This is a genomic window from Enterobacter cloacae complex sp. 382A5, from assembly GCF_050031095.1.
Taxonomy (GTDB): domain Bacteria; phylum Pseudomonadota; class Gammaproteobacteria; order Enterobacterales; family Enterobacteriaceae; genus Enterobacter; species Enterobacter cloacae.
The window spans coordinates 3,716,483-3,730,011 of record NZ_JBLGVK010000001.1; the positions used below are offsets into that span (position 1 = coordinate 3,716,483).

At 55.3% G+C, this 13,529-nt stretch carries 10 protein-coding genes and 1 pseudogene; 6 read left to right on the top strand and 5 right to left on the bottom strand.

The window, feature by feature from the left end:
• Positions 1–4: 4 nt before the first annotated feature.
• The 3 genes from lgt to rppH all read right to left on the bottom strand — a co-directional run bounded on the left by lgt (position 5) and on the right by rppH (position 4,017).
• A complete protein-coding gene (lgt, locus tag ACQG2G_RS17470; RefSeq protein WP_013098551.1) occupies positions 5–880 on the bottom strand; it encodes a prolipoprotein diacylglyceryl transferase in 876 nt (291 codons plus the stop codon).
• Positions 881–1,227: 347 nt separating this feature from the next.
• Positions 1,228–3,474 carry a phosphoenolpyruvate--protein phosphotransferase gene (gene ptsP / locus ACQG2G_RS17475; protein ID WP_061772118.1) on the bottom strand — a complete coding sequence of 749 codons (2,247 nt, stop codon included), beginning with the start codon at positions 3,472–3,474 and terminating at the stop codon, positions 1,228–1,230.
• Between the two features lie 12 nt (positions 3,475–3,486).
• On the bottom strand, positions 3,487–4,017 hold the full coding sequence (gene rppH / locus ACQG2G_RS17480; protein WP_013098553.1) for an RNA pyrophosphohydrolase: 531 nt from the start codon (positions 4,015–4,017) through the stop codon (positions 3,487–3,489).
• Positions 4,018–4,459: 442 nt separating this feature from the next.
• On the opposite strand from rppH, the pseudogene ACQG2G_RS17485 reads away from it, so the two are divergent.
• The 6 genes and pseudogenes from ACQG2G_RS17485 to ACQG2G_RS17510 form a co-directional block, all read left to right on the top strand.
• Positions 4,460–4,546, top strand: a pseudogene (locus ACQG2G_RS17485) (hypothetical protein); the annotation flags it as partial.
• A 154-nt stretch (positions 4,547–4,700) separates the two neighbouring features.
• Positions 4,701–5,393: a DNA mismatch repair endonuclease MutH gene (gene mutH / locus ACQG2G_RS17490; protein WP_013098554.1), complete on the top strand. Its 693-nt coding sequence runs from the start codon at positions 4,701–4,703 to the stop codon at positions 5,391–5,393.
• 128 nt (positions 5,394–5,521) lie between these two features.
• On the top strand, positions 5,522–5,740 hold the full coding sequence (locus ACQG2G_RS17495) for a YgdI/YgdR family lipoprotein (protein ID WP_013098555.1): 219 nt from the start codon (positions 5,522–5,524) through the stop codon (positions 5,738–5,740).
• Between the two features lie 132 nt (positions 5,741–5,872).
• Entirely contained in the window at positions 5,873–6,913 is a 1,041-nt protein-coding gene (locus tag ACQG2G_RS17500; protein WP_013098556.1) for an NADP(H)-dependent aldo-keto reductase, read from the top strand.
• A 306-nt stretch (positions 6,914–7,219) separates the two neighbouring features.
• Positions 7,220–8,245, top strand: coding sequence for an IS110 family transposase (locus ACQG2G_RS17505; RefSeq protein WP_048971459.1), 1,026 nt, complete (start codon positions 7,220–7,222; stop codon positions 8,243–8,245).
• Between the two features lie 638 nt (positions 8,246–8,883).
• Complete coding sequence (locus ACQG2G_RS17510; protein ID WP_426722958.1) at positions 8,884–10,026, top strand: IS481 family transposase; 1,143 nt, start codon at positions 8,884–8,886, stop codon at positions 10,024–10,026.
• A gap of 83 nt (positions 10,027–10,109) precedes the next feature.
• On the opposite strand, the gene lplT is transcribed toward ACQG2G_RS17510, so the two are convergent.
• Positions 10,110–11,303 carry a lysophospholipid transporter LplT gene (lplT, locus tag ACQG2G_RS17515; RefSeq protein WP_061771866.1) on the bottom strand — a complete coding sequence of 398 codons (1,194 nt, stop codon included), beginning with the start codon at positions 11,301–11,303 and terminating at the stop codon, positions 10,110–10,112.
• Entirely contained in the window at positions 11,296–13,455 is a 2,160-nt protein-coding gene (aas, locus tag ACQG2G_RS17520; protein WP_038420521.1) for a bifunctional acyl-ACP--phospholipid O-acyltransferase/long-chain-fatty-acid--ACP ligase, read from the bottom strand. Before aas ends, lplT begins: the two co-directional genes overlap by 8 nt.
• Positions 13,456–13,529 lie beyond the last annotated feature (74 nt).

The following is a 13,529-nucleotide window of genomic DNA, read 5'->3' on the forward strand; positions in this document are numbered from 1 at the left end:
TTCCTCAGGAAAGTTGTTGCTGTGGACGACGACGATACGCCCAAATCATCATAATGGCACCCGCGACGATCATCGGAATGGAGAGGATTTGCCCCATGCTGATGTACTGTACCCACTCGCCGGTGAACTGCGCATCCGGCTGGCGGAAGAACTCAACGATGATACGGAACGCACCGTAGCCAATCAGGAACAGGCCGGAGACAGCCCCCATCGGGCGCGGTTTGCGGATAAACAGATTCAGGATGATAAACAGCACCACGCCTTCCAGCGCCAGCTCATAGAGCTGAGACATGTGACGCGGCAGAACGCCGTACGTATCAAAAATGGATTGCCATTCAGGATGAGACGGCAGCAGCGCCAGGTCTTCCGCGCGCGAGCCCGGGAACAGCATAGTAAAGGAAACGCTCGGGTCGACACGTCCCCACAGCTCGCCGTTGATGAAGTTGCCCAGACGACCAGCCCCCAGACCAAACGGAATCAATGGCGCGATAAAGTCCGATACCTGGAAGAAGTTGCGTTTGGTGCGTTTGGCAAAAATCACCATCACCAGAATCACACCAATCAGGCCGCCATGGAAGGACATCCCCCCGTCCCAGACGCGGAACAGATAGAGCGGATCGTTGAGGAATACCGGGAGGTTATAGAACAGGACATAGCCAATACGGCCACCAAGGAACACACCGAGGAAGCCCGCGTAAAGCAGGTTTTCGACTTCGTTTTTGGTCCAGCCACTGCCAGGACGACTGGCGCGACGGCCAGCAAGCCACATAGCAAAAATGAAGCCCACCAGGTACATCAGACCGTACCAGTGAAGCGAAACGGGTCCTACTGAGAAAATGACCGGATCAAATTCCGGAAAATGCAGATAACCACTGTTCATCTGTCACCACAAGATGTTGTTATTCCGCTGAAAGTGGACAGCGGTAGAGATGCGCCCCGGCGGTCAGCAGAGGCTCCAAAGTTGCGAATCATAGCACAAGGCGGACGCGGAGGATGCGCCAGAGATGTAAAAGATGTGTATAGAGGATGGTGTGGGATGTTGCCCTCTCCCACGGGGCAGAGGGATCCCCACCGAAAAATTACGCACGGACGGCTCCCTCTCCACCTGAGAGAGGGCTGGGGTGAGGGGGAACATACAGCTCTGGTGGTCATTCTGAGAGCAGCGTTATTGCTTCTGTTTATGAACCATTGTGGATCCCTCAGCCTACAGGAAGAGAGAGAAAGACCTCAGCGGCCACCGCGGATCAGGCCGCCCATGCCGCGTCGCTCCATAAACGCGGCGACCTGATGACGCACTTCCGTTGCCAGCTGCGCTTCAAGACTGCGCTCGGCCAGCTCGCGGGCATCCTCGATGTCAATATGGCGCAGCAGGTACTTCACACGTGCGACAACGCGGCCGTTCATCGACAGATGGCGATACCCCAGGCCGATGAGGATCGCAACGCACATTGAATCCCCGGCCATTTCGCCACACAGCCGCAAATCGATACCGTATTGCTCCGCTTCGCGGGCAATCATCGCCAGCGCCCGAATGATAGCCGGATGCAGGCTGTCATAAATACTGGCAACACGCGTGTTGTTACGATCGACGGCCAGAATATACTGCGTCAGATCGTTGGTTCCGACAGAGATAAAATCGACCCGGTTCGCCAGCTGCGGCAGCATGAAGACCATGGAAGGCACTTCGAGCATCACCCCGATCCGCGGTTTGGGGATCGCGTAACCGATCATCTCTTCGACTTCACGGCCTGCACGTTCGATCAACCGTCGCGCTTCGTCGATCTCATCAATGCTGGTGACCATAGGCAGTAAAATGCTGAGGTTCCCGGTCGCCGCATTCGCGCGCAGCATGGCGCGCACCTGGATCAGGAAGATCTCAGGCTGATCCAGCGTAATGCGGATCCCACGCCAGCCCAGGCACGGGTTTTCTTCACTGATTGGCATATACGGCAGCTGTTTATCCGCACCAACGTCCAGGGTACGCAGGGTAACCGGCTTGTCGTTAAACATCTGCAACATGCCCTGATACTGTGCAACCTGCTCCTCTTCTGAGGGAAAGCCGCTTTGCAGCATGAACGGGATTTCGGTGCGATATAAGCCGATGCCATCAATGCGGCTGCCGAGCTTCTCTTCATGCTCGGGGCTTAACCCTGCGTTGAGCATAACTTTGATGCGCTCGCCGCTTTTAAGCTGTGCAGGCAGGTCGACGTCATCTTCCGCCAGCTTGCTTAATTCATTCTCTTCACTGATAAGGCGCTGGTATTCCTGGAGCAGGACCGGCTCAGGATCGACCAGGAGCTCACCGCGATAGCCATCCACCACCAGCGTGCGTCGGTGCAGCACCGAGGGCTGAATATCGGCCCCCATAACGGTGGGGATACCCAGGGCACGAACCATAATAGCCGCATGGGAGTTAGCTGCGCCATCGCGCACCACCACACCTGCCAGCCTGTCCTGCGGCAGCTCCGCCAGCGTGGTCGCGGACAGTTCATCGGCAACCAGCACAAAGCGTTTTGGCCAGGCATTCGGCCCCTGGATCGTGTCATCAAGGTGGAACAGCAGACGCTGACCGAGTGTACGTAGGTCTCCCGCACGCTCTTTCAGGTAACTGTCTGTCAGTGCGGCAAATTGCTCCGCAAATTTTTCGATGACCTTTTTAACGGCCCATTCCGCTACGGCACCTTTATCAACCTCGGCAAAAAGCTCACGGCGCAGACGCGCATCGGAGAGCAGGTGCGAATAGAGGTCAAAAATGGCCGCCGTCTCTTTTTGCGCCCCGGCGGCAAAGCGTTTGCTGTAACGCCGAAATTCGTTGGCCGCCTCTTCCAGCGCCGCGGTGAGGCGCTCGCGCTCAAGCGCTTCATCCAGAGTTGAGGCTTCGTACACCTGTTCCATCAGCGGCAGGGTGGCGTCCATCCAGCCTTCAGCAATCGCCACGCCAGGCGAGGCCGGCAGCGCACGAATACGCGTGTGACGGTACTGCCCAAACAGGGCGGCAAGCTGAGACTGAGAGAGGATCGCAGCCATCTGCGTGGCTAGCGTCACGAGGAAAGACTCTTCGCTTTCGTCATACTGACGCAGTTCGCGCTGCTGAACGACCAGTACGCCAAGCAGTTGACGACGCTGGATGATCGGTACGCCCAGGAAGGCGCGGAAACGCTCTTCTTTTACGGAGGGAATGTATTTAAAGCTGGGGTGCTTTTGCGCGTCGGCAAGGTTGATGGGTTCAGCCAGTCGCCCCACCAGGCCTACGATACCTTCATCAAAGGCGAGCGTAACGGTACGACCGCGTGGTTTTTTTAAACCACGGGTCGCCATCAGGTAGTAGCAACGTCGGTCATGATCGGCCAGATACACCGAACAGACTTCAGTTTCCATCGCAAGACAGATGTCAGTGACCAGAATATTCAGCGCCTCGTTCAGACGAGGCGCACTGGCCACTTTCTCGACTATTTCTCGCAAGCGGGTGAGCATGATTTGCGTAGCTTAACCTCTTTTACGTCGCCAGGCAGGTGCGCTCTGCGGCTTAGGCGGGATCTCCTGAAGCTGCATGACAACACTTGCGAACTCTTTCATCACCCTACGGTAAACATCGCGTTTAAATGACACGACCTGACGAACAGGATACCAGTAACTCACCCAGCGCCAGCCATCAAACTCCGGCGTACTGCTGGTTTGCATATTGATATCTGAATCGTTGCCCACCAATTGCAACAGAAACCACTTCTGTTTCTGGCCGATACAAACCGGCTTTGTGTCCCAACGCACCAAACGTTTCGGTAACTTGTAACGCAACCAGTTGCGGGTCGAAGCCAGGATGCGAACATCTTTTCGGCTTAAACCGACCTCTTCAAACAGCTCCCGGTACATCGCTTGTTCTGGGGACTCCCCTGGGTTGATCCCGCCTTGCGGAAACTGCCAGGAGTGCTGACCATATCGCCGGGCCCACATCACCTGGCCCTGACGATTACAAATTACTATTCCTACGTTCGGGCGGTAGCCATCGTCATCAATCACCGGACTACCCCAAACTAAATCTGATATATGAATGATTGTTTCACACTACAGGGAGGCGGTAAACCACTCTCTTACAGGCCTGCAACCTAATAACATTTGAATAACTCACAAATATGCGCAGAGTTATAAACAGATAAGCGGCAACAAGGGCAATTTTATTCACCTTTTCTGTGGATATAGTTGTGAAGAAGTGTGGAATTACCGATGAACAACCTGAAGAGCCCCTCGCTACACCGTGTCACCCGCCGAAAACATTCCTATAATTTTCATTTAATTAGCTCTGTTTTTAGCGCCCCGGGAAGGAATTACGTGATGATCATCACACCTATGATCGTTATGCTGATGAAAGATCGAACAGCGTCGGTTTTATCCACAGATTGTGCCAATAAGTTAAGCACGATTTGTGTGAAAATTCGATTTTCGTCGCACGTCAAGGCTGTAAATTGAAACAGTAGTCAGGGTTATTCCCAGTTATCCCACTTTTCTGTGGATAACATGGTGTAAGATCCTGTTTATTGTCAGTGACCAGAATTGAACAACCCGTTTTTCACTTCTGAAAGGACGGTCGCACATAACTAAAAAAACCTAAAAATCATGCACATGGCATATTCGTACAGAAAAAGTTAAACTCTATCCACAGGGGATAGTTTCTTAGTTTATTTTTTAATCAAAAGGTTGCCGTCATGCTTGCGCTCTCACCCATGCTTTCTCCGCCAACAAGCGAAGCCCAGTTGCTTGGGCAGGCGCAGCGTCTGGCGGGCTTTTCGCTTGGCGAACTGGCAGCGATGGCAGGATTGCCGATCCCAAAGGATCTGAAACGGGATAAGGGCTGGATCGGCATGTTGCTTGAGCTGTGGCTGGGGGCTAGTGCGGGGAGTAAACCCGAGCAGGATTTTGCGGCTCTGGGCGTTGAGCTAAAAACCATTCCCATAGACCGTCTGGGAAAGCCCCTTGAAACCACCTTTGTCTGCGTGGCGCCGTTAACCGGGAATACCGGCGTGACGTGGGAAACCAGCCATGTTCGCCATAAACTCAAGCGCGTACTCTGGGTTCCGGTTGAGGGTGAACGCCAGATCCCGCTGGCTGAACGCCGGGTAGGCGCGCCGCTGCTCTGGAGCCCCGATGAAGATGAAGAGCGGCAGCTAAGGCTGGACTGGGAAGAGCTGATGGATATGATCGTCCTTGGGCAGGTAGAGCGCATCACGGCCCGACACGGAGAAGTTTTACAGCTGCGTCCGAAAGCGGCCAACAGCAAAGCCCTCACCGAGGCTATTGGCGCCAAGGGCGAACCGATACTCACGTTGCCGCGCGGCTTTTATCTCAAAAAGAACTTCACAGGTGCGCTGCTGGCTCGCCATTTCTTACTGAAAACATAGTTTTTTACTCATTTTGCGAACTATCAAACATAATCGACGGGGATTTAAGATTTTCCCCCTTTCTCCTTTCGATATATCAGGTTAATACTACACTATGATTTGATACGAGCTAGGTGAGGACGATAACGATGAAAAAATGGGCAGTGTTGATTTCAGCAGTGGGTTTAGCGTTTGCGGTATCGGGCTGTAGCAGCGATTACGTTATGGCGACGAAAGATGGCCGGATGATCCTGACCGACGGTAAACCTGAAGTCGACGATGATACTGGCCTGGTCAGCTACCATGACCAGCAGGGTAATAAAATGCAGATCAATCGCGACGAAGTTTCACAGATTATCGAGCGATAAACAGATAAAGGTCAGTGGCTTGCTGGCCTTTTCGATTTTTTTCTTCCCCTTTTGCTTCCCCTCTGCCATGTTTATATTCCTTTGTCGGGAGGTTCCTGACGTGGTCTGTATTTCTAATGAAGGAAGCCGGCTATGCATTATCACCGTATCCCCCACAGCGCTCTGGAAATAAGCCAACTGGGGTTGGGCACGATGACATTTGGTGAACAAAACAGCGAAGCCGATGCCCATGCACAACTCGATTATGCCGTCAGCCAGGGCATTAACCTGATTGATGTTGCAGAGATGTACCCTGTACCGCCTCGTCCGGAAACGCAGGGGCTTACCGAAACCTATGTCGGCAACTGGCTCGCCAAACGCGGGAATCGCGAAAAGCTGGTTGTTGCGTCAAAAGTCAGCGGCCCCGCACGCAACAACGATGCCGGGATCCGTCCAAACCAGATCCTCGATCGCAAAAATATCCGCGCCGCGCTGGATGCCAGCCTGAAGCGCCTGCAAACCGACTATCTCGATCTCTATCAGGTTCACTGGCCGCAGCGCCCCACCAACTGCTTTGGAAAGCTGGGCTATAGCTGGAATGAGAGCGCCCCGGCCGTTACGCTACTGGAAACGCTGGAAGCCCTGGCCGAATGCCAGCGAGCGGGAAAAATCCGCTACATCGGTGTCTCTAACGAAACGGCCTTTGGCGTGATGCGCTATCTGCACCTGGCGGACAAACATGACCTGCCCCGCATCGTCACCATCCAGAACCCATACAGCCTGCTCAACCGCAGCTATGAAGTGGGTCTGGCCGAAGTGACGCAATACGAAGAGGTGGAGTTGCTCGCCTATTCATGTCTGGGCTTTGGTACGTTGACAGGGAAATACCTGAACGGCGCGAAACCTGCCGGAGCGCGTAACACCTTGTTCAGCCGCTTTACCCGCTACAGCGGTGAGCAGACACAAAAAGCCGTGGCGGCCTATGTGGATATCGCGAAACGTCACGGTCTTGATCCGGCTCAGATGGCTCTGGCCTTCGTGCGTCGTCAGCCGTTTGTTGCCAGCACTCTGCTGGGCGCAACGACCATGGAACAGCTGAAAACGAATATCGAGAGTTTCCATCTGAATCTGAGCGAAGAGGTATTAGCAGAGATTGAAGCGGTGCATCAGGTATACACCTACCCGGCACCGTGATAAAAGCAAACGGCAACCTGGTTGCCGTTTTTAGGGTTTGCCCCCTCTCTCTGTGGGCTGAGGGATCCCCAGTTTTTTTACCGAAAGCGATGAATGTTGTTTCAGGAAAATTAATGACTTACAGCGACGCCCTGGTCCGGCTGTAAATTGCTGAGGCGTTTCCTGCAGGCCGGGGCGAGGCGCATGGATGCGCCGAGAGGGCGGGTTTACAGGGAAGGGATAATGAGATGGACGCTCCAGATTTTGCGGTATCAAGGTACCAGACTGGATCGTTGCAATACGTCCTGAAAAATGAGGAGCGTCCACATGAAAGTATCAACTCTTGGTATCGACCTGGCAAAGAACGTTTTCCAGCTTCATGGTGTCGATCACGAAGGTCATACAGTTTTGCGTAAAAGGCTAACCCGGGCCAAATTCGTTCAGTTTGTCATTCAACTGGAACCTTGCCTGATTGGCATGGAGGCCTGCTCGTCCAGCCATCATTTTGCACGATTATTCAGTCGTCACGGCCATGAGGTAAAACTGATTCCTCCGCAATATGTGAAGCCATATGTCAAAACGAACAAGACGGATGCAGCAGATGCTGAAGCAATCTGCGAAGCGGTAACCCGCCCGAATATGCGTTTTGTACAGATAAAAACCGAAGAGCAGCAGGCCGTTTTAGCGTTACACACTGAACGGGGAATACTTATCCGCGAGCGGATCGCCTGTTCCAATAGTTTAAGAGCCACACTTGCTGAGTTTGGTATTACGATTGCAGCCGGACAAAGCCATTTAACCCGTGAGCTACCAGCCATTCTGGAAGACAGCGAAAATGGTTTATCTCCCTTTGTCAGAGCCAGCATCTACAGACAGGCTAACCATATCCGGGAACTTGAGGAGCAGATTAAACAGGTAGAAGAAGCTCTGGCCTCCTGGTATAAAACGCAGACGGCCTGCCAGAGACTGGCCAAAATCCCTGGGGTAGGCATGCTAACGGCCACTTATGTGGTAGCAGCAGTGGGTAATGCCCAACAATTCAGCACCGCAAAGCAATTCGCTTCATGGCTGGGGCTGACACCAAAAGAACATTCCAGTGGCGGCAAACAGCAACTGGGCGGGATAAGCAAACGCGGAGATGGATATTTCCGATACCTTCTGGTTCACGGCGCACGAGCACTGACAGCCTGGGTCAACCGGAAAGGCTCAGTTGAGGAGAATGCCTGGCTTCAGGGGCTGCTTGAGCGGAAGCACTACAATGTTGCAGTTGTCGCGATGGCGGCAAAAACGTCGAGAATAATGTGGTCAATGCTGACACACGACACGGAATATAAGCCTCGTCAGGCCGCCTGACACAAGGCCAGTCAACCTGACGAGGTGCTGAAAAAGAGTTACGTCCTGGTAGGTGCAGTTGACTTCAGAAGATGGCAAAACAGGTAAGACCGCAGGCAGGATACACCGAGAGGCAACAAGGGCAAGTCAGCCCGAAGAGGATGATTGGTACCTGTCTGGCGGATTTCATCATGGTTCGGGATAAATAAATCCTATCAGAAACCGGATATATGGCTGCATCTACCCGTTTAATTGCTGAACTGAAGAAAACGTTGCATTCCGGGAGCGTCCATATATGTTACCTCCGCCCGTCCCCGATAAGCCGTAAGGAATAAGCCGAGGGCACCGCGAAGCGGCGATTTACCGCCGGGAGCCCGGGTTGCCAGGGTGGTGGCGACTGAGCCACCCTGGCACGTTCACAAGTCATGCCGTTACAGAGTAGCAAGGAACATAAAGTGAACGGAATGACCTCTACAGCCATATGTTCCCCCTCACCCCAACCCTCTCCCTCAAGGGAGAGGGGGTCCTCCGTGCAGGCATTATTTTATGGGGATCCCTCAGTCCTGTGGGTGTACGGTCCGGGGACATAGTGAACACTTGTTCGGGGACATGGTAGACACTTACAACTAAGGCATAAGAACCCGTTTATGGAGTCGCTTATGCCCTGGGATGCGAGAGATACCATGTCATTACGTACTGAGTTTGTTTTGTTCGCCTCGCAGGACGGGGCGAACATCCGTTCCCTCTGCCGTCGCTTCGGCATTTCACCTGCCACCGGCTACAAGTGGCTTCGCCGCTGGAGGGAGGAAGGGGCCGCCGGCCTTCAGGACCACCCGCGCATACCGCACCATTCCCCGAACCGCTCGTCTGACGACATCACTGCCCTGCTGCGTATGGCCCATGACCGCCATGAACGCTGGGGCGCACGCAAGATAAAGCGCTGGCTCGAAGACCAGGGGCACCGTATGCCCGCCTTCAGCACCGTTCATAACCTGATGGCCCGTCACGGCCTGCTGCCGGGCACTTCTCCGGGCATTCCCGCCACGGGGCGGTTCGAACATGACGCGCCGAACCAGCTCTGGCAGATGGATTTTAAGGGCCACTTTCCCTTTGGCGGTGGCCGCTGCCATCCGCTCACCCTGCTGGATGACCACTCCCGTTTTTCCCTGTGCCTGGCGCACTGTACCGATGAACGGCGTGAGACCGTGCAGCAGCGGCTGGTCAGCGTGTTTGAACGCTACGGCCTGCCGGACCGGATGACAATGGACAACGGCGCCCCGTGGGGAGACACCACCGGCACCTGGACGGCACTGGAGCTGTGGCTGATGCGCCATGGTATCCGGGTGGGGCACTCCCGGCCGTATCATCCGCAGACGCAGGGCAAGCTGGAGCGTTTTCATCGCAGCCTGAAGGCAGAGGTGCTGCAGGGTAAGTGGTTCGCGAACGAGGGCGAACTGCAGCGCGCCTTCGACCACTGGAGGACGGTCTATAACCTTGAACGCCCGCATGAGGCGCTGGACATGGCGGTACCGGGCTCGCGGTATCAGCCGTCTGCACGGCAGTACAGCGGCAACACAACGCCCCCGGAGTATGACGAGGGCGTGATGGTCAGGAAAGTGGATATCAGCGGAAAGCTGAGCGTGAAAGGGGTAAGTCTGAGCGCAGGCAAGGCATTCAGGGAAGAACGGGTCGGGCTGAAGGAGATGCAGGAAGACGGCCGCTACGAGGTGTGGTGGTACAGCACAAAAGTGGGGGTGATCGACCTGAAGAAAAAGTCGATCACCATGGGTAAAGGATGTTAAAAAGTGTTCACCATGTCCCCGAACACCTGTCTACCATGTCCCCGGACTGTACAGTGGGAGAGGGCCGTGGTGAGGGTCACAGATCAACGGCGACGCTGCCAGATCCATAATCCGGTAATCGCCAGCGCAAACAGCGCACCGAATCCTACGCCAATCCCCACCACCGGCACACCGACTTTAACGGCCAGCGAATAGAGCCCCAGCATTAACAGCATCGCCAGGTTTTCACCGAGGTTTTGCACCGCAATGGCATTCCCTGCGCCGACGGTCTGCTTGCCGCGCTCCTGCAACAGCGCATTGAGCGGCACAACGAAAAAGCCCCCCAGAATACCAATCAGGACAAGCAGCGCGTAGGCGGGTAGCAAGGCGTGCTGCAGCGAGAAGATAAGCACCACCACGCCAATCAGGATCCCCGCAGGCATGCAGCGTGCAACGGTCTCAAGCGTCACCAGCTTCGCCGCCGCGCCAGCCCCAACGACAATCCCAATCGCCACCATTGCGTTAAGATAAGTCGGTGTCGCATTGTCAGTAATCCCCAGCGCCACCGGCACCCACAGCACCAGCAGGAAACGCAGCGTGACGCCTGCGCCCCAGAACATGCTGGTGCCCATCAGGGAGAAGCGCGTTTCACCGTTACGCCACAGTACGCGGCAGGCGTTGAAGAAACTGCCTGTCATAGGCGCAAAGCGCCAGGATTGCCCCGGGCGAGCCACCGGCAATTTTGGAATAAACAGGTTGGCTACCACCGCCCCGCCATACACCACTGCACACACGCTCAGCGCCGCCAGCACATGCCAGTCCGCCAGCACGCCCCCTGCGACAGAGCCGAGCAGGATCGCCGCAATGGTAGAGGACTCCATCAGCCCGTTGGCTTTCACCAGCTTATCGCCGGTCGTGAGTTCCCCCAGGATGCCATACTTCGCCGGGGAGTACGCCGCTGCGCCAATGCCCACCAGCGTGTAGCCGATAAACGGGTTGATACCAAAACAAATACTGGCGGCGCCCAGCAGTTTAAGGCCGTTCGCAAACATCATCACCCGGCCTTTCGGGAAGCTGTCCGCCACCTGTCCGACAAACGGAGCGAAAATAATGTAAGCACCCACAAACACCATCTGCAGGATGGGCTGGCTCCAGTCCGGATAAAACTCGGCCTTCAGCAATGCCAGGGTGGCAAACAGTAACGCATTGTCACCGAAGGCAGAGAGAAACTGGGCGGCAATGACCGCCATCATGCCCTTCGACCAGAGGGAAGTGTTAGTGTGTACTGACTCACGCATTTTGCTGTTCCGCCTCGTCAACCATGCCCTTCAGGGTCACGAAATCAGGCTTCCCGCTGCCCAGCACCGGAAGCTGCTTCAGGTAACGAATATCGCGCGGTACCGCCAGCTCAGGAATGCCATGTTCACGCGCATGCTGTAGCAACCGGTCGCGTTTCAGTTCGCTGTCTGTGGTGAACAACACCAGTGCTTCGCCTTTGCTGGCATCGCTCTTCACAACCGTAGCATGCAGCTTGTCAGCGGATACCGCTGTCGCCAGTTGCTCAACCATCTCCAGCGAGACCATCTCACCCGCAATTTTGGCGAAGCGTTTAGCCCGGCCCTGGATCTGCACGAAGCCCTGTTCATCGAAACGGACAATATCTCCGGTGTCATACCAGCCCGTCTCACTCTCGCCATTGACGTTTTCCGCCGTCGGCACTTCCAGCACGCCCGGATTTTCCACGCGCAGATAACCGTTCATGACGTTTGGCCCCTTGAGCTGCAGACGGCCACCGTCCTCAATGCCAGGTACCGCCAGCAGACGCGCATCCATTCCCGGCAGAATACGGCCCACCGTCCCCGGCTTCGCCGCCATCGGCACGTTGATCGAGACCACCGGCGCGCATTCGGTAACGCCATAGCCTTCAAGAATGCGCAGACCAAACTTGTCCTGCCAAATCTGGCGCGTGCTCTCCTGCAGTTTTTCCGCCCCGGCCACCACATAGCGCACGCGGTAAAAGTCATACGGATTGGCAAAGCGCGCGTAATTACCGAGGAAGGTTGAGGTGCCAAACAGCACGGTGCAGTTACGGTCATACACCAGCTCCGGCACAATGCGATAATGGAGCGGGCTTGGGTAAAGGAACACTTCGGCACCGGTCAACAGCGGGGTAAAAAGCCCCACTGTCAGACCAAAGGAGTGGAACAGCGGCAGCGCCGACATGAACCGGTCATTGGCGGTAAAGTCAGCAATACTTTTAATCTGCTCCACGTTTGCCAGAATGCTCTTGTGACTGTGAACCACCCCTTTCGGGTTTCCCTCTGAGCCAGAAGTAAAGAGGATAATGGCGTCATCTTCCGGCTGCTGTTTGACCTGGGCCAGACGCGGCATCAGCAGGTGAGCGAAAATCCACAGCTTGTCACCCGTCGTCACATCCGCTTTCAGATCTTCCAGGAAGACCCAGCGTACCTGCGTCAGCTGCTCCGGCAGGTGCCACAGCTTGCCTTTATCGAGGAACTGGCGCGAGGTGAAAACGGTATTGATTTGAGCCGCGGTGATGGCGCTGGTCAGCCCTTTTACGCCCGCCGTGTAGTTCATCATCGCCGGGATACGGCCCCGGGAAACCGCACCAAAAATCACCGCCGCGCTGATCCCGGCGTTAGGCAGCATCAGGCCAATCTTCTCGCCTTTCTGGCTGTATTTCTCAAGAATACGTCCCACGAACAGGGTTTTGGTCAGCAGCTTGCGATAGGTGTCCGGGGTAAAGTTAATGTCTTCAATGCAGTTTTTCTTCGCGCCATAGCGGTACTGCGCCGACAGCAGAGATTCATAGAGCGTTTCGCGCGGGCGGACGGCCATCCGCGCTTCCATCATGATCTGGTGCAGCATTTCACCGGCGATTTTACGGCGGTCGCGCGCACGCGGCGCGTCGGGCATCGGTAATGAGGTTGGCGGCAGAATATGCAGGGTAATTTTCGGGAACAGGCGCTGCTTCACTAACCCTTTCAGACGACTGAAATGGGTGAGCTCCGCCCCTTCAATACGCAGTGGCACAACGGTCGCTTTTGACTTCGCCGCCACAAACCCTGCCCCGTCGTAGATTTTCATCAGCGAGCCGGTGACCGAGATCCGCCCTTCCGGGAAAATCACCACCGGACGTCCCTGCTCAACCAGACGTACCAGATGTTTAATCATCATCGGTTTTGTCGGGTCGAGCGGCACAAAATCAATCAGCGGGGTGAGCCAGCGCATGTACCACTGCTGACTAATAGAGGTATAGACCGCAAACACCGGGCGCACAGGCAGAAACAGCGCCAGCAGGATGCCGTCGATAAAGGAAACATGGTTTGGTGTGATAAGTACACGCTCGCCGCGGAGCGCCGTTGCATCGCCCGTTAAACGGACGCGAAAGAGGATACGGAACAGTGTGCGAAAGAACCCAAAAAGCATCTCAACTCCCTTTGCCAGCCAGTGTGAAGGGTAAGTAAATGGTGGCAGATTACACGAGAAGTGGTACAGGAGCG

Coding starts and splice junctions, on each gene's coding strand:
- lgt (WP_013098551.1), bottom strand. CDS start 880: ATGAACAGTGGTTATCTGCATTTTCCGGAATTTGATCCGGTCATTTTC.
- ptsP (WP_061772118.1), bottom strand. CDS start 3,474: ATGCTCACCCGCTTGCGAGAAATAGTCGAGAAAGTGGCCAGTGCGCCT.
- mutH (WP_013098554.1), top strand. CDS start 4,701: ATGCTTGCGCTCTCACCCATGCTTTCTCCGCCAACAAGCGAAGCCCAG.
- ACQG2G_RS17495 (WP_013098555.1), top strand. CDS start 5,522: ATGAAAAAATGGGCAGTGTTGATTTCAGCAGTGGGTTTAGCGTTTGCG.
- ACQG2G_RS17500 (WP_013098556.1), top strand. CDS start 5,873: ATGCATTATCACCGTATCCCCCACAGCGCTCTGGAAATAAGCCAACTG.
- ACQG2G_RS17505 (WP_048971459.1), top strand. CDS start 7,220: ATGAAAGTATCAACTCTTGGTATCGACCTGGCAAAGAACGTTTTCCAG.
- ACQG2G_RS17510 (WP_426722958.1), top strand. CDS start 8,884: ATGCCCTGGGATGCGAGAGATACCATGTCATTACGTACTGAGTTTGTT.
- lplT (WP_061771866.1), bottom strand. CDS start 11,303: ATGCGTGAGTCAGTACACACTAACACTTCCCTCTGGTCGAAGGGCATG.
- aas (WP_038420521.1), bottom strand. CDS start 13,455: ATGCTTTTTGGGTTCTTTCGCACACTGTTCCGTATCCTCTTTCGCGTC.